The following is a 15,621-nucleotide window of genomic DNA, read 5'->3' on the forward strand; positions in this document are numbered from 1 at the left end:
GCCCCGCCGCCGTCGGCTGTCCGCGCCCGGCTCGCCTGTCGGCGCGCCGCCGCGGCCTCGTCGTCCTCGGCGCCGAACGCACGGCAGCGGGCCGCGCGGGCGACCGTGCCGCCCTGCCGGGCCCCGGCCGCCGCGTATCCGGGCCTTCGTCGGGGACCGGTACGCCCGCGGCGCACCCCGCGCCCCGGTCGACGCCGTGCGCCGAGGCCGAACTCGTCGGGCCTGAGGCCTGTGGTGCGGTCGTCGAGGTCCTCCAACGGGCCGCGCGGCGCCTTCGGCCGGCGGCGGGGACCGATTCGGCATGTGGTGTATGACGCTCCGTCACCCCAGCCGCCCCGGGGCCGGACCGGTGGCCCGCGGCCGGTGCGGGCGGGCCCGCCCCGTACGTCCGGTCGCGCACCGCAGACGTGGTGACGGTCCGTCATGGCAGTCCCTCCTGGGTGTGACCTGCGGCATCCGCTGTCACCGCTCTGGGTGATCTCGGAAGGGAAGCCCTGCCCGACGTGGTGCGCCGGGGGTCTCCCCGGACGGGCGGCCTCGGATCGCGGGGGTCGGGCGTGGCGGTTACGGTGGCCGTTCCGGGTCGCCGAGGTGACGCGGCGTCAACAGCGTGGCAGGGGCGTCGTGGGCCGAACGGGGGGTTCCGGGGGCCGTGTACGCGGCAGCGCAGTGCCGTGCACAGGTGAACATCCGCCCGGCCACCGGACCGGGGTCGCGCAACCCACCGCCGGGGAGGAGCACATGACGGAGCCGCAGGGCCACGGCCGTCACGACCGCATCCTGCGCGCCGCCGCCGCGCTCTTCGACCGCCGCCGCTTCCTGACCGTCACGGGGGCCGCCGCGACCCTGGCGTTCAGCACGAACCTGCCCGTCGCCGGTGCCGCCCAGGCGGCCGAGGCGGTGCCCGGGACGCTCACCGAGTACCCGTTCACGCTGGGTGTCGCCTCGGGCGACCCCACGCCCTCGGGGGTCGTGCTGTGGACACGGCTCGCGCCGCGCCCGTACGAGCCGGCGCCGGGCAACGGACTGCCCGACGCGCGCGTGCCCGTCCAGTGGGAGATCGCCCGGGACGACCGGTTCGGCCGGGTCGTCCGCCGCGGCATCGCGACGGCGCACCCGGAGTTCAACCACACCGTGCACGTCGACGCCCAGGGCCTCGCACCCGACCGGGTGTACTACTACCGCTTCCGCGCGGGCCCGTGGATCAGCCCCCCGGGCCGTACCCGCACCGCCCCCGCGCCGGACTCCCTCCCGTACGAGATGCGCCTGGCCGCGGTGAGCTGCCAGGCCTACCACGACGGCTACTTCACCGCGCTCGGGCACCTCGCGGACGAGGACGTCGACGCCGTCTTCCATCTGGGCGACTACCTCTACGAGTACGCCGTCGGCGCCACCGGCGGCGCCCGCGCCTACACCGACCGCACCCTGCCCTCCTGGTTCGCCAAGGAGACGGTCACGCTGGAGGACTACCGGCTGCGGTACGCCCTCTACAAGTCCGACCCCGACCTGCAGGCCGCGCACGCGGCCTTCCCTTGGTTCGTCACCTGGGACGACCACGAGACCGAGAACAACTACGCGGGCGGTTCCGACGAGGGCGGCGGTCCCGGCGACGAGTTCCTCGTCCGCCGCGCCGCCGCCTACCGCGCCTACTGGGAGAACCAGCCGCTGCGCCTCCCGCAGCTCCCGCAGGGCCCGGACATGACGCTCTACCGCCGCTTCCACTACGGACGGCTCGCGCAGTTCGACATCCTCGACACCCGTCAGTACCGCACCGACCAGGCGTACCGCGGCCGCTGGCACCACCCGGGACCGGAGTCGCAGGACCCGGCCCGCACCATCACCGGGGCGACCCAGGAGCGCTGGCTGCTGGACGGCTTCCGCAGCTCGCACGCCACCTGGAACGTGATCCCGCAGCAGGTCGTGCTGTCCCGGCGCAGGAGCGGCACCACCGCGGCGTCCCCGCTCAGCATGGACGCCTGGGACGGCTACCCCGCCTCCCGGGACCGCGTGCTGGCCGGGGCGGGCGCCGCCGGCGTGGAGAACCTGCTGGTGCTCACCGGCGACGTGCACGTCCACTACGCGATGGACATCAAGGCGGACTGGGACGACCCGACCTCGCGCACCATCGGCACCGAGCTGGTCACCAGTTCGGTCAGCAGCGGCCGCGACGGCTCCCCGCGCCCGTCCGACTGGTCGGCGGTCATGGAGGCCAACCCGCACCTGCGGTTCTACGACGGCCGCCGCGGCTATGTGACCGTCCGGCTGGACGCCGAGGAGGCGCGGGCCGACTTCAGGACCGTCGACGCCGTGACCACCCCGGGCGCCGCCCTGACCACCGCCGCGTCCTTCGTGACCGAGGCCGGGGACCCCGGTCTGCGGGAGACCTGACGGGGGTCAGTGCTCGCCGGGGTAGCGGACGCCGATCCGGTCCCGGACCGTGTCGAGCGTCCGCATGACGGCGAGGCTGCCCTCCAGCGGCACCAGCGGGGACTCCCGCTCGCCCGCGCGCAGGCAGCGCATGACCTCGGCCGCCTCGTGCTGCAGCCCGCGCAGACCGTCGTCCGGGGCGCCGAACTCCTCGGGCTCGCGGCCCTCGCGGCGCAGCACGAAGCGGTCCGGGTGGAAGAAGCCGGCCGGAACCTCGATCCGTCCCGTGGAGCCGGTGACCACCGCGGTCCGGGCGGTGTCGGCGGTGAGGGAGCAGCTGAGCACCGCCATGGCGCCGCTGTCGTAGCCGAGCAGCATGCCGGTGTTGTCGTCCACGCCGTCCTCGGTCAGGTGGGCCCAGGCCTGGACCTCGTCGGGCTCGCCGAGCAGCAGGTGGGCGAAGGAGACCGGATAGACGCCCAGGTCCAGCAGGGCGCCTCCACCGAGCGCGGGGTCGAGCAGCCGGTGGCCGGGGTCGAAGGGGCCGGCGAGGCCGAAGTCCGCGTGCACGCTGCGGACCTCGCCGATCGCACCGGCCGCGACCAGCTCGGTCAGCCGCCGCACCACGGGGTTGCAGTAGGTCCACATCGCCTCCATCAGGAAGCGTCCGTGGGTCCGGGCGAGGTCGGCCAGCTCGCGCGCCTCGACCGCGTTGACGGTGAAGGGCTTCTCGCACAGCACCGACCGTCCGGCCCGCAGGCACAGCCCGGCCGCGACGCGGTGCGCCGAGTGCGGGGTGGCGACGTACACCACGTCCACGCCCTCGTCGTCGGCGAGTTCGGTCCAGCTGCCGTACGCGCGCGGGATGCCGAAGCGGTCCGCGAAGGCGCGCGCGGACTCGAGCCGGCGCGAGCCGACGGCGACGATCTCGGCGTCGTCCTTCAGTTCGCGCAGGTCCTCGGCGAAGGACGCGGCGATGCCACCGGTGGCCAGGATGCCCCAGCGCACTTTCCTACCGGAACCGACCGATTCCGTCATGAATCTGCCCCCACCTGGCCTCGACCACCTCGTGATTGCTGAGAGCATAGAGAACGATTCACACACCACGGAGAGAGACCCATGCCGGAAGCCGGCGCGACCCCGCCCGACCAGATATCCACACCGGGGCCGTCAACCCCGGTACGACGCGCCGGAGAGATCCCAGGAGCTCGCACCAGCCTGATGGTGACGTTCCTCCTCGGCGCGCTCAGCGCCCTCCCCGCACTCTCCATGGACATGTATCTGCCGGCGCTGCCGCAGGTCACCGAGGAACTGCGCAGCCCCGCCGTGACGGTGCAGCTCACGCTCACCGCGTGCCTGGCCGGACTCGCCCTCGGCCAGTTGGTCGTCGGCCCGATGAGCGACCGCTGGGGCCGCCGCCGCCCGCTGCTGGCGGGGATGGTGCTCTATGTCCTGGCCACCGCCGTCTGCGCCCTCGCGTCCACCACGGGACTGCTGATCGGCTTCCGGCTGCTGCAGGGCCTCAGCGGCGCGGCCGGCATAGTGATCGCCCGCGCGATCGTCCGCGACCTGTACGACGGCGTCGCGATGGCGCGCTTCTTCTCCACCCTGATGCTGATCTCCGGGGTCGCGCCGATCGTCGCGCCGCTCATCGGCGGCCAGGTGCTGCGGCTCACCGACTGGCACGGGGTCTTCGTCGTGCTGACCGTGGTCGGGGTGCTCCTGACGCTCGTGGTGTGGCGCTGCCTGCCGGAGACGCTGAGCCCGGGGGACCGGCACGGCGGCGGGCTGGGCGAGACGCTGGGGGCGATGCGCGGCCTCCTCGCGGACCGCGCGTTCACCGGCTACATGCTCACCGGCGGCTTCACCTTCGCGGCGCTGTTCGCGTACGTCTCCGCTTCCTCGTTCGTCGTCCAGGAGATCTACGGGGCCTCCCCGCAGACCTACAGCCTGCTCTTCGGCCTCAACTCCGTGGGCCTGGTGGCACTGGGCCAGGTCAACGGCAAGATCCTGGTCGGGCGGGTCAGCATGGACAAGGTGACCGGGGTGGGGCTGGCGGTGATCACGGCGGCCGCGGCGGTGCTGCTGGCGCTGACCTCGGGATGGTTCGGGCCGGTGGGGCTGCTGCCGGTCGCCGCGGGGCTCTTCGTGCTGATGGCGGCGATGAGCCTGGTGCTGCCGAACACCAACGCGCTCGCGCTGATGCGCACCCGGCACGCCGCCGGATCGGCCTCCGCGCTGCTGGGCACGACCTCCTTCCTGGTCGGCGCCGTCGCCTCGCCGCTCGTCGGCATCGCGGGCGAGCACACGGCGGTGCCCATGGCCGTGGTGCAGCTGGGCAGCGCCCTGGCCGCCGTGGTCTGCTTCGCCGGGCTGTGCCGACCGCGGCGACGTACTGTGGATGCACGGTGATTCGTGCAGTCATTGCCGCGCCGACTCAGGAGGCAGCGATGTCCGAGCCGATCGACGAGAGCAAGTGGGCCTGGAAGACCGCAGACAGTTGCCTGCACACCGGGTCCGAACACATGATCGACCCGGAGGACCTGGTCATGGCCTCCGGCCGCGAGCCGACACCGGCCCTCATCGAGAAGGCCCGCAAGTTGCTGGAGGAGCATGGCCCCGCAGCTGTCGAGAGGTACCTCCCGTGAGGCGGAGCTGCGCGGTGACGAGCTGAGCCGGCTCGTCACGGACATCACCCCATATCTGGAGCCCGTGCCACCTTCGGTGCACCCCTGGTGCGCGGGGGCGGTGGTCCTCGCGGGCCGCGGCGGAACCGTCGCCGTCCACGAGGCGGTGGGCTGGGCGGAGCGCTACGCCGCCTACGACGAGAACGCCGACCGCGGCGTCGAGCTGCCGCGCGAGCGGTGGGTGCCGATGCGGCACGACACCGTCTTCGACCTGGCGTCGCTGACCAAGCTCTTCACGGCAGTCGTCGCCGCGGGACGACTGGAACCCGGCCGGGAGGTCGCGGCCTACGTGCCCGAGTTCGCCGCGGCCGGCAAGCGGCGCATCACCGTCGGGCAGCTGCTCGACCACACCTCGGGGCTCCGCCCCGAACTGCCCTTCCACGACCACGCCGACGCCGAGTCCCGGGCGAAGCTGCTGTGGGAGGAGGCCCCGGTCGCGGCGCCCGGGACGGAGCGGATCTACTCCGACCTCAATCTCATCGCCCTCCAGCACGTCCTGGAGCGGACCACCGGCGAGGCCCTCGACGCCCTCGTGCGGGAGGACGTCACCGACCCGTTCGGGATGTACGAGACCCGTTACAACCCGCCCGCGTCCTGGACCCCGCGGATCGCCGCCACCGAGGACCAGCGCAGGCCCTGGGCCCGGCTCGACCGCGGCCCGCTCCGCGGGACGGTCCACGACGAGAACGCCTACGTGATGGGCGGGGTCGCCGGTCACGCGGGCCTGTTCTCGACCGCCTGGGACCTCGCCCTGTTCTGCCGCGCGCTGCTCGACCGCGGCGGCCCCTACCCGGGCTTCGAGGTGGACCGGCCCTGGTTCATGGGCGCCCTCGCGGGGCGCGGCGCGGCCGGACACACCGGGTTCACCGGCACGAGCCTGGTGATCGACCCCGCCACCGACGGCTTCCTGGTGCTGCTCGCCAACTCGGTGCACCCCTGCCGTACATGGCGCGACGGGAGCGCGCCCCGGGCGGCGGCGGGCACCCGGTTCGCCAGGGCGCTCGGCATCCTGTGAGGCCGGTGGAGCGCATGAGGCGGCTGGGGCATGTGGGGCCGCAGGGACGTGGCGTGCGCGGCGGGCGGTGGGGTCGGGCGCCCGAAAGGTGAACAATGCTGTTCACGGGTAGTTTGGCAGCTGACGCGGGGTGGGGAGTGTCCATCCCCGGATGCCTCCCGGCAGCCGCGTCGGCCGGCCGGCCCCCACGGCGGAACGGAGGCACAGGAGGCGATGGTCCCCGAGGTCAGGACGCGACCGGGCCCGGCTGCGGCCGGAGGGCGGTGAGGGCATGGCGCCGGAGCTCGCCGGTCTCGTCGCCGCGGACCCCGGTCCGGCGCTGCTGGACTCCCCGCTGAGCCAGGTGGTGCGCGACACGGGCGCCTCCATGGGCCTGATCTACCTGATGGCCCCCGAGCAGGACATGCTGCGGCTGACCGTGGTCGTCGGGGTCTCCCGCAAGATCGACACCATATGGGGACGGGTGGTGTCCAGCGCCTCGAGCCCCGTCGCCGACGCGGTCCGGGAACGGCGCATGGTGCTGCTGGGCGGCCACGAGGACACCGCCCGGGCGTACCCGAGGCTCGCCCTGGTCCTGCCGTACGACTTCCCGCTTGCGGCGGCCCCGATCACCAGCGGCCCCACCACCTGGGGCGCGCTGTGCCTGGTGTGGCCGGGCGGGCACACCGGGCACCCCGGGCGGATCACCCGGCGCAACCGCGAGGCGTACCGCGGGGCCTGCGACCGCATGGGGCGGCTGCTGCGCAGGGCCGCCGAGGAGGGCCGGCCCGTGCTGCCCCCCGACGAGCCGCGGGTGCTGCCCGTGCTGCGCACCCGCACCCACGGCCCGGACGAGGCCATGGCCGCCGCCGACCTCGCCGAACGGTTCCCGGACGGCTCCTTCGCCCTCGACCTGGAGGGCCGGATCACCTTCGTCACACAGACCGCCGCCGCGCTGCTCGGCGCCCAGGTGGCCGACCTCCTGGGCACCGAACCCTGGGAGCTGCTGCCCTGGCTGGACGACCCGGTCTTCGAGGACCGCTTCCGCGGCGCGATGATCAGCCGCCGTCCCGGCACGGCCACGGCGCTGCGCCCTCCGGACCGCTGGCTCACCTTCGAGTTCTACCCGGACGGCACGGGCGTGAGCGTCCGCGTCACCCCCGCCCCCGCGCCCGAGGCCGCGGAGACGCCCGCGGCGCTGCTCCCGGCGGGCCCCACGCCAGACCGGGCCATCGCCCTCTACCACCTGCTGCACATGGCCGCCACGCTCACCGAAGCCGTGGGCACCCAGGACGTCATCGACCTGGTCGTCGAGCAGATGCTGTCGGTCTTCGGCGTGCAGGCCGTGGCGCTGATGACGGCCGAGGAGGGGCGGCTGCGGGTCATCGGGCACCGGGGCTACCACGAGGACTTCATGGAGTCCGTCGACACCCTGCCGATGGACGTCGACAACCCGGCCGTGCGCACCCTCAAGACCGGCGTCCCGAGTTTCTTCGCCAATGTCGACGAACTGCTGCGGATCTACCCGGACATGGTCGTCCGGGACCGCAAGGCCGCCTGGGCGTTCCTGCCACTGATCACCTCGGGCCGGCCCGTCGGGTCCATGGCCCTCGCCTACGACCGCCCCCACCCCTTCTCCTCGGGCGAGCGCAGCATCCTCATCTCGATCGCCGGCCTGGTCGCGCAGGCCCTCGACCGGGCGCGGCTGTACGACGCCGAGCACAACCTCACCATCAGCCTGCAGGCGCGGCTGCTGCCCCGCGCCCTGCCGGACGTCCCCGGCCTGGAGGTGGCCGCCCGCTACATGCCGGCCACCCGCGGCATCGACATCGGCGGCGACTTCTACGACGTGATCCGGCTCGACACGACCACCTGCGCCGTGACGATCGGCGACGTCCAGGGCCACAACGTCAACGCCGCCGCGCTCATGGGGGAGGTCCGCACCGCCGTGCGCGCCGTCGCGGGCGCCTCCCCGAGCGAGGTGCTGACCCGCTCCAACCGGCTGCTCGTCGACCTCGATCCCGGGCTGCTCGCCAGCTGCCTCTACGCCCAGCTCGACCTGGAACGGCACACCGCCTGCATCGCGACCGCCGGCCACCCGCCGCCGGTCCTGCGGCATCCGGACGGCACCACCGAGGTGCTGCCGCTGCCGCCCGGCCCGCTGCTGGGCGTGGACCGCGACGCCCGCTACCCGACGACGGAGATCGCGCTGCCGCCCGGCGCGGTGCTCGCGCTGTACACCGACGGCCTGGTGGAGACCCCGGGCGTCGACCTCGACGCCTCCGCCGCGGATCTGGCGGCCCAGGTCGCCCGGGCCGGCCCGGACGCGTCGATGGACGCCCTGGCCGACAGCCTCCTCGGGCACGCCCAGCGCTCCGGTCCGCGCAACGACGACATCGCCCTGCTGCTCACCCATGTGACGGGGGCGGCGGCCCTGCCGCCGGTGTGACGACCCCTCAGAGGCGGACCGGCCCCCACGCGGGGCCGCGTCCTGCCATGATGTGATGCGCACGAATGTCGCATTGCTGGGGGATCACGTGACGCTGACCATCGGTGGCGCCCTGCGCGAACTGCGCACGGCCCAGAAGTCCGCCAAGGGCGTGTCGCTGTACTCGCGCCACATCAACCGCCCGGCCGGCCGGGTGCTCGCCGCCGGCGCCTACCGGGCGCGGCTGACGCCCAACCAGGTCACCCTGGTCAGCGCCGCGTTCAGCCTGGGCGCGGTGCTGGCGCTGGCGCTGGCCCGGCCCTCCTGGCCGCTGGCCCTGGCCGTCTACCTCGGGCTCGTCGTCGGCTTCGCCTTCGACTCCGCGGACGGGCAGCTCGCCCGGCTGCTGGGGCGGGGCAGCCCGGCGGGGGAGTGGCTGGACCACGTGGTCGACGCCGGGAAGATCACCGCGATCCACGCGGCCGTCCTGATCTCCTTCCACCGCTTCTTCGACCTGCCCTCCGAGGGCTGGCTGCTGCTGCCGCTCGGCTTCCAGTTCGTCGCCGTGATGATCTTCAGCGGCGGCCTGCTGGCGGACAAGCTCAAGCCGAAGCCCCCTGCGTCCGCCCAGGCGGTTCCGGCCGCCGCGCCGTCACGGCTGCGCGCCGTCGCGCTGCTGCCCGTCGACTACGGGGTGTTCTGCCTGGTCTTCCTCACCCTCGGGGCGCCGAGGGTCTTCCTCGCCGCGTACGCGGCGCTGTTCGCCGTGCACGCGCTCTTCCTCGTCGCCTTCCTCGCGAAATGGTTCCGCGAACTGAGCGCCCCCGCTGCTAGCATCGAGGCATGATCGCGAACCCGCACCACCAGCAGATGACGGCCCCCGCCCGGGGCCGCTGACACCGGACGCGTTCGCGTCTTCCGAGGCCCCTGCCGGGGCCTCGATCCTTTTGCGCATCGGAGCCCCGCCCCCGCCCTTCCCGGAGGTTCCGATGACCGCAGCCCGGACGTCCCGTTTCTACGTCACTACCACCATCCCGTACGTCAACGCCCGCCCCCATCTGGGCTTCGCCCTCGAACTGGTGCAGGCGGACGTACTCGCCCGGCACCACCGCAGGCGCGGCGAACCGGTGCGCTTCCTCAGCGGCACGGACGACAACTCGCTGAAGAACGTGCTGGCCGCCGAGGCCGAGGGCATCCCCGTCCAGGACCTCGTGGACCGCAACGCGGCCGCGTTCGCCGCACTGGACGCGCCGCTCGCGCTCTCCCTGGACGACTTCATCCGCACCAGCCGCGACCCCCGGCACCGCGCCGGCGTGGAGCGGCTGTGGCGCCGCTGCGCCGAGGCGGGCGACCTCTACCGCGAGCACTACGAGGGCCTGTACTGCGTGGGCTGCGAGCAGTTCTACACCCCGGACGACCTGGTGGGCGGCCGCTGCGCCGAGCACGGCACCGAGCCGCGGGCGGTCGCGGAGGAGAACTGGTTCTTCAGGCTGTCCCGCCACACCGGCGCGCTGCGCGCGCTGATCGAGGACGGGCGGCTGCGCATCGAACCGGCCGCCCGCCGCAACGAGGTGCTCGCCCTGCTCGCGCGCGGCCTGCGCGACTTCTCCGTCTCCCGCTCCCAGACCCGGGCCCGCGGCTGGGGCATCCCGGTGCCCGGCGACCCGGAACAGGTGATCTACGTCTGGTGGGACGCGCTCGGCAACTACGTCACCAGCCTCGGCTACGGCGGCCCCGACGGGGACGGGGGCGCCGCGTACGACCGGTGGTGGGCGGGCGACGGACGGCGCGTGCACCTGGTGGGCAAGGGGGTGCTGCGCTTCCACGCCGTCTACTGGCCCGCGATGCTGCTGTCGGCCGGGCTGCCGCTGCCGACGGACATCCTCGTCCACGACTACCTCACGGTGGAGGGGCGCAAGATCAGCAAGTCCTCGGGCACGACCGTCGACCCGGAGGAACTGGCCGCCGAGCACGGCACCGACGCGGTGCGCTGGTGGCTGCTGCGCGAGGTGCCGCGGGTCGGCGACACCGACTTCACGCGTGAACGGCTGGTCGCCCGCGCCGACGCGGACCTGGCCGGGGGGCTCGGCAACCTGGTGCACCGGGTGGTGACCATGGTCCACCGGTTCCGCGACGGGGTCGTCCCCGCGGCGGAGGGGCCCGGCGAGCCCGGCACGGAGAGCGTGCTGGCGGCCTGTCAGGAGGCGCCGGACGCCGTCGCGGCGGCGCTGCACGACGTGGACTTCCGGCGTGCCGCGGCCGCCGTGTGGCGGATCGTCGACGAGGCCAACCGCTGTATCGACGAGACCCGGCCCTGGGAACTGGCCCGCGCGGAGCGCCGCCACCGCAGCGCCTGCGCCGGACACCGTCTCGACGCGGTGCTGGCGGCCCTCGTGCACGCCTGCCGCACCCTCGCCGGCGAGCTGGAGCCCTTCCTCCCGGACGCCGCGGCCCTGATCGCCCGCCGCTGCGCCCCGTGCCCCGACGGCCGTCTTCCGTCCCCCGCCCCGCTGTTCCCGCACTCCACCCACCGGGATGCCGCGGCGACGCCCGGGCCGTGAGGGCGGGTGGTGGTGAGACCCCTCCGGTAGGGCGCGGGCACAGGGGAACGGGCTCTGTTTCGGCCGCACAGGTGGCGCAACAGAGCTCGATCTCGCTCGCACACCGCCCGACAGCACCTTGGAGCACCCGCAGACGCCGGTCACGGCGGGTGCGCCCACCATCCGGCGAAGGCGCGGCAACCGGCCGTCCGTACGCGCGGACGGCGACGACCCGCCACCCGCAGCAGAACAGGGCCCGCCCGCGGGGCGTTAGGCGGGGGCGGGCTCGGCGCGGGTCTCGGGGTCGTCCGCCGGGGCGGACTCGCGACGGACGACGGCGACGCGGGCCCAGAGGACCAGCGCCTTGAGGCCCGAGCCGAGGGCGAGGCCCCAGGCGGCGCCGAGGACGCCGCCGAGGGCGTAGCCGCCGATCATGAAGCCGACCGAGGCGAGGGAGAAGACCACCTGGATGGGCAGGGTGGCCTTCGGGCGCAGGACACGCAGGGTGAGCAGGGCGCTGGTGCCGGCGGCGATCGCGGCGTACTGCGTGCCCGTGGCGGGCAGCAGGCGGGACGCCGCCGACCAGGTCTCGCCGAGCAGTTCACGGCCGGCGCGGTCCGGCAGGGCCATGAGGACGGCCGTCCAGCCGGCGGCGACGCCCGCGAGGACGGCGGCGAGGACGGCCGTGGCCCGGACCTGACCGCGCATGCCCGGGACGCGGCCCAGCAGCGGGGGCCCGAAGGCGGTGGCGGAGTTGAAGAGCACGTTCATCGGGCCGAAGAGCGTCGTCGTACCGCGCAGCGCGCCCACCGCCAGCTGGCTGGCGAAGATACCGAGGCCGACCACCGCGAGCTGGCTGGAGGCGTTGCCGACGCCGTACTCGACGACGAAGCGCTGCCCGAGGTGACCGCGGCGCACGAAGCGCCGCAGGTCGGCTTTGGTGCCGCGCAGCCGGGGGGCCAGCAGGGCCGCGCCGACGAGCAGCGCGGGCACCGCGGACAGGCCCCACACCGCCACCAGCCGCGCCGGGCCTGTGCCGTGCGGCTGCAGCGCGAGCGCGGGGAGCGCCACGGCCAGCCGCAGCACGTCGCTGGTGAGGGCGAGATGCGGCAGCCGCAGGGTCGAGAAGCAGTAGCGCAGCCCGTCCTGGGTGAGCACCAGCGGCAGCACCATGCCGAGCACCGCCAGCGCCCAGGCCGTCTCGCCGGGGACGAAGGCGAGCCCCGCCGCCATGGCTCCCCCGGCCACCGCGGAGGCCACGGCCACGAAGGACGCCGCCGAGCGGCAGGCCGCGGCCACCGACGCCGCCTCGCCCCGTTCCAGCACCAGGGCCTGGCCGACGTACGACACGCTCACGCCGAGCAGCACGGAGAAGACGGTGTAGACCATCGAGAAGACCGAGAACCCGGCGGCGCTGGACAGCCGGGCGGCGACCACGAGCACCAGGATGTTCGTGAGCGCCGCCACGCCCTGGTCGAGCACGGAGCAGACGATCGCGGTCTTCGCGCCCGGCGCCGGGCGCACCGTCACCGCGTCACCGTGCGCAGCGGGATGGTGTCGGTGGTCGGCGCCGGGGTGTCGTCACCGGGGGTGAGGGCCGTCCTGGCCGTGGAGGTCGTCGCGACGGTGACGCCGCCCTCCGGGGAGGACGCGGCCCCGGCGGCCGGGACGGCGGCCTCCGACCGCGCCGCGGCGGCGCTCCGCTTGCGCGCCGCCCTGCGGGCCCGCCGGGCCCACCAGCCGCGGCCGGGCGAGGTGTGCAGGACGGCTCCGAGCACGGTGCTGCCCGCGCCGGTGATCAGCTGGCGCACCCGGTCGAGGTCGGCGCGGTGGACCGCGTGCGGGTCGGCGACGACCAGGACGCCGTCGATGCGGTCGGCCAGCGCGAGGGCGTCGGCGTACGTGAGGACCGCGGGGGCCAGCACGATCACCGCGGCGCCCGGGGTGTCCGCCTCCGCGAACAGCCGGCTCGCCGCCGACGAGGTCAGCGCCCGCGCCACGTTGCGCACCCGGCGCCCCGGCACGAGGTCGAAGGAGCCGGACTCGCCCGCGTCGATGGGCACCTGGAGACCGGCCGGCCAGCCGCCCTCGCTGAGGTGCGGGGAGCGGGCCCAGCCGGGCCGGGAGCCGTCCGCCGCGCGCAGCCGCGCCGACAGCCCGGGGGTGCGCAGGTCGGCCTCGATCAGCAGCACCTCCATGCCCATCTCGGCGAAGGAGGCGGAGAGGTTGACGGCCACCGAGGCCGCCGTGTCGCCGCCCCCGCGCGGGGCGACCACGAGCAGCCGGCGGTGCTCGGCGAACCGCTGGTCGTACGCGAGCCGGAAGGCGACCGAGCGGAACTCCTCGGCCGGCCGGGGGTCGGCGTTGTCGACGGCGAGCAGCGGCCCGCCCTTGCTGCGCGGAAGGGTGCCCAGCACGGGTGCGCGCAGCGCCCGCACCACGTCGCCCTCGGAGCGCGCGGTCGGGTCGAACACCAGCCGCACCCAGGCGGCCAGCAGACCGATCGCGATGCCGACGAGCGCGCCGAGGCCGAGCATCATGGGCAGCCCGGGACCGGAGGCCGCCGCCGGCGGGGAGGCGACCCGGATCCACTTCCCGGGCGTGGTGTCGAGGGTCTGCAACCTGGTGATGTTGGTGCTGAGTTCGGAGATGCGGCCGACGAGCGTGGCCTGCACGGTGGTGGCGGCGTCGAGGGTGGGACCCTCGCCCAGCCGCAGGATCTGCTCGTCGAGTTCCTTGCGCTGCTTGACCACCGGGTCGAGCTGCTTGCGCAGGTTGTGGACGGTGTTCTTGATGGTGTTCTCGGTGGCCTCCCGGCGCGCGTCCATGAACGCCTGGGCGAGCGCGTTGGCGCGGCGGGCCGCCTGGTCCGGGTCGGTGTAGGTGTACGCGAAGCGCAGCACCAGCGTGTTGGGCGGGTTGGTGACCTGGAGGTCGGACTGGAGCGCGGAAACGGAACGCGCCGGCAGGTGCAGCTTCTTGGCGGCGCGCTTGGCGATCTCGTTGCTCATCGCCGTCTGCCGCTCGGTGCCTATGTTGATCGCCTTGTCGGGCGCCGTGCCGCCGGCCGCGAACTCGTCGACGGTGGCCGCCCGCAGAACGACCTCACTGGTCGCCACGTAGGTGTCCTTGCCGGAGACGGCCAGGTATCCGCCGCCGAGCAGCCCGATCAGCACGCCGGCCACCAGCAGCGCGCGGTAGCGGACGAGCTGACGGAACTGGTCCCGCAGGAGGTCCGGTTCGTCGTGGGCCTCGGACATCTGCGATGCGTGCGGTTGATCACTCACGTGCGTGGAACCCCCCATACGTCCGATCCCTCAGGATCGACAGCTTCTGCGGCCGTGTCCAGTGCCTCCGAGAGGAGCGCACTGATCCGTGACAATCCGGCCTCACGACTCAGGTGCGCCGCCACGTACGCGGGCCCCCGGCCCCCGAGTTCGGCGGCGGCCCCCGGGTCCTGGGCGAGGGCGCGCACGGCCTTCAGGAACGCCCCCGGGTCCTCCGGTTCCACCAGCAGCCCGGCCTCGGAGCGGAGCACCTCCTGGGCGGTGCCGCCCTCCGCGGCGACGGAGGCGACCACCGGCCGCCCGGCGGCGAAGTAGGAGGTGAGCTTGGACGGGATGCTCATGTCCAGCACCGAGGCGCGCTGGGTGACCGCCAGGACGTCGGCCGCGGCCAGCACGTCGGGGAAGTCGGCGTCGTCGGCGGGTGGGGCGAACTCCAGGTTGGGCACGTCCGCCGCGAGGTCCCGCAGATGTTCGCGCTGGTTGCCGTCGCCCATCAGGACGATGCGCACCGAGGGGTCGAGACGGGCCGCCTCGACGAGCACCTCCAGGCCCTGCTTGAGCCCCATGTTGCCGGAGTGCAGCACGACCGTCTGCTCCGGTCCCCAGCCCAGCCGCGCCCTGGTCTCCTCGCGCGGCCGCGAAGGGCGGGCCACATGGGACCAGTTGGGGACCAGCCGGATGCGTCCGCGGTCCACGCCCATCGCGGCGACCTTGTCCACGAAGCTCTCGTGGATCACCCCGACCAGCGTGGCCCGCTTCAGCGCGTACGCCTCCACGGCCCCGGCGGCCGCCGCAGCCCGGTCGCCGCCGCGGATGCCGCTCTGCGCGGCGGCGGCACCCATCAGGTCCTGCACGATCGGTACGTACGGCACCTTGTGCCGGGCGGCGATGCGCGCGCCGATCACGCCGCCGGCCAGGCTCGGCATCTGCGCCACCACCGCGTCCGGCCGGACGCGCGGCGCCGCGACCAGCCCGTGGGCGAGGATCGAGGCCTCGAACAGGGCGCGCTTGAGCGCCGTCTGACGTGGCGGCACGGTGTGCCGCCGACGGTGCACGCGCACCCCGGCACGCCGCTCCTCGATCCGCCACACGCCCTTGTACGCCGGGTCGAGCCGCCACGACGGGTAGTGCGGCATCCCGGCGAGCACGTGCACCTCGGCGCCGCCGCCGTCCGCGGCCGCCCAGTGCTCGGCGATCTGCGTGGCGTACGGGCCGATGCCCGCGTGCTCGGGCGCGTAGTTGGTGGAGACGAGTAGCAGAGTGCGGCCCTTGAACTCGGGCACGGAAGGACCCCTTCCCCCCAGAAGTGACCAGATGC

Annotated in this window: 12 protein-coding genes; 7 read left to right on the top strand and 5 right to left on the bottom strand. The window is 74.3% G+C overall.

The window, feature by feature from the left end:
• Positions 1–257, bottom strand: a 257-nt coding sequence (locus PV342_RS24305) for a hypothetical protein (protein WP_500318676.1), incomplete at its 3' end; no start/stop codon positions are given.
• A 484-nt stretch (positions 258–741) separates the two neighbouring features.
• On the opposite strand from PV342_RS24305, the gene PV342_RS24310 reads away from it, so the two are divergent.
• Positions 742–2,388 (top strand): alkaline phosphatase D family protein, encoded by a 1,647-nt coding sequence (locus PV342_RS24310; RefSeq protein WP_018556877.1) that lies wholly within the window; start codon positions 742–744, stop codon positions 2,386–2,388.
• A 6-nt stretch (positions 2,389–2,394) separates the two neighbouring features.
• Here PV342_RS24310 and PV342_RS24315 read toward each other — a convergent pair whose 3' ends face one another.
• Positions 2,395–3,405 (bottom strand): Gfo/Idh/MocA family protein, encoded by a 1,011-nt coding sequence (locus tag PV342_RS24315; protein WP_500318677.1) that lies wholly within the window; start codon positions 3,403–3,405, stop codon positions 2,395–2,397.
• 81 nt (positions 3,406–3,486) lie between these two features.
• Here PV342_RS24315 and PV342_RS24320 point away from each other — a divergent pair, with 81 nt between their 5' ends.
• The 6 genes from PV342_RS24320 to PV342_RS24345 all read left to right on the top strand — a co-directional run bounded on the left by PV342_RS24320 (position 3,487) and on the right by PV342_RS24345 (position 11,037).
• Positions 3,487–4,779 carry a multidrug effflux MFS transporter gene (locus PV342_RS24320; RefSeq protein ID WP_400802088.1) on the top strand — a complete coding sequence of 431 codons (1,293 nt, stop codon included), beginning with the start codon at positions 3,487–3,489 and terminating at the stop codon, positions 4,777–4,779.
• A 38-nt stretch (positions 4,780–4,817) separates the two neighbouring features.
• A complete protein-coding gene (locus PV342_RS24325; RefSeq protein WP_018556880.1) occupies positions 4,818–5,015 on the top strand; it encodes a hypothetical protein in 198 nt (65 codons plus the stop codon).
• Complete coding sequence (locus tag PV342_RS24330; RefSeq protein ID WP_500318678.1) at positions 4,981–6,069, top strand: serine hydrolase domain-containing protein; 1,089 nt, start codon at positions 4,981–4,983, stop codon at positions 6,067–6,069. The genes PV342_RS24325 and PV342_RS24330 overlap by 35 nt, the downstream gene beginning before the upstream one ends.
• A 271-nt stretch (positions 6,070–6,340) precedes the next feature.
• Complete coding sequence (locus tag PV342_RS24335; RefSeq protein ID WP_500318679.1) at positions 6,341–8,497, top strand: SpoIIE family protein phosphatase; 2,157 nt, start codon at positions 6,341–6,343, stop codon at positions 8,495–8,497.
• A 55-nt stretch (positions 8,498–8,552) separates the two neighbouring features.
• Entirely contained in the window at positions 8,553–9,323 is a 771-nt protein-coding gene (locus PV342_RS24340) for a CDP-alcohol phosphatidyltransferase family protein (RefSeq protein ID WP_378360594.1), read from the top strand.
• Between the two features lie 142 nt (positions 9,324–9,465).
• The gene (locus tag PV342_RS24345) at positions 9,466–11,037 is read left to right on the top strand and encodes a methionine--tRNA ligase (RefSeq protein ID WP_500318680.1); all 1,572 of its coding nucleotides are present in this window, start codon (positions 9,466–9,468) and stop codon (positions 11,035–11,037) included.
• A gap of 249 nt (positions 11,038–11,286) precedes the next feature.
• Here the strand turns inward: PV342_RS24345 and PV342_RS24350 are convergent, their stop codons facing one another.
• From PV342_RS24350 to PV342_RS24360, 3 genes are read right to left on the bottom strand one after another with little or no spacing between them, the layout of a single operon-like run.
• Positions 11,287–12,546 carry an MATE family efflux transporter gene (locus PV342_RS24350; RefSeq protein ID WP_500318681.1) on the bottom strand — a complete coding sequence of 420 codons (1,260 nt, stop codon included), beginning with the start codon at positions 12,544–12,546 and terminating at the stop codon, positions 11,287–11,289.
• A complete protein-coding gene (locus tag PV342_RS24355; RefSeq protein WP_018556886.1) occupies positions 12,543–14,276 on the bottom strand; it encodes a hypothetical protein in 1,734 nt (577 codons plus the stop codon). Before PV342_RS24355 ends, PV342_RS24350 begins: the two co-directional genes overlap by 4 nt.
• 23 nt (positions 14,277–14,299) lie before the next feature.
• Positions 14,300–15,586, bottom strand: coding sequence for a glycosyltransferase family 4 protein (locus PV342_RS24360; RefSeq protein ID WP_433419316.1), 1,287 nt, complete (start codon positions 15,584–15,586; stop codon positions 14,300–14,302).
• Positions 15,587–15,621 lie beyond the last annotated feature (35 nt).

The organism is Streptomyces sp. PA03-3a (assembly GCF_033792735.1).
Classification (GTDB): domain Bacteria; phylum Actinomycetota; class Actinomycetes; order Streptomycetales; family Streptomycetaceae; genus Actinacidiphila.

Bases quoted from the DNA above. Each gene is read 5' to 3' on its own strand.
- PV342_RS24345 (WP_500318680.1), top strand. From the start codon at position 9,466: ATGACCGCAGCCCGGACGTCCCGTTTCTACGTCACTACCACCATCCCG.
- PV342_RS24340 (WP_378360594.1), top strand. From the start codon at position 8,553: ATGCGCACGAATGTCGCATTGCTGGGGGATCACGTGACGCTGACCATC.
- PV342_RS24320 (WP_400802088.1), top strand. From the start codon at position 3,487: ATGCCGGAAGCCGGCGCGACCCCGCCCGACCAGATATCCACACCGGGG.
- PV342_RS24310 (WP_018556877.1), top strand. From the start codon at position 742: ATGACGGAGCCGCAGGGCCACGGCCGTCACGACCGCATCCTGCGCGCC.
- PV342_RS24315 (WP_500318677.1), bottom strand. From the start codon at position 3,405: ATGACGGAATCGGTCGGTTCCGGTAGGAAAGTGCGCTGGGGCATCCTG.
- PV342_RS24325 (WP_018556880.1), top strand. From the start codon at position 4,818: ATGTCCGAGCCGATCGACGAGAGCAAGTGGGCCTGGAAGACCGCAGAC.
- PV342_RS24355 (WP_018556886.1), bottom strand. From the start codon at position 14,276: ATGTCCGAGGCCCACGACGAACCGGACCTCCTGCGGGACCAGTTCCGT.
- PV342_RS24330 (WP_500318678.1), top strand. From the start codon at position 4,981: ATGGCCCCGCAGCTGTCGAGAGGTACCTCCCGTGAGGCGGAGCTGCGC.
- PV342_RS24335 (WP_500318679.1), top strand. From the start codon at position 6,341: ATGGCGCCGGAGCTCGCCGGTCTCGTCGCCGCGGACCCCGGTCCGGCG.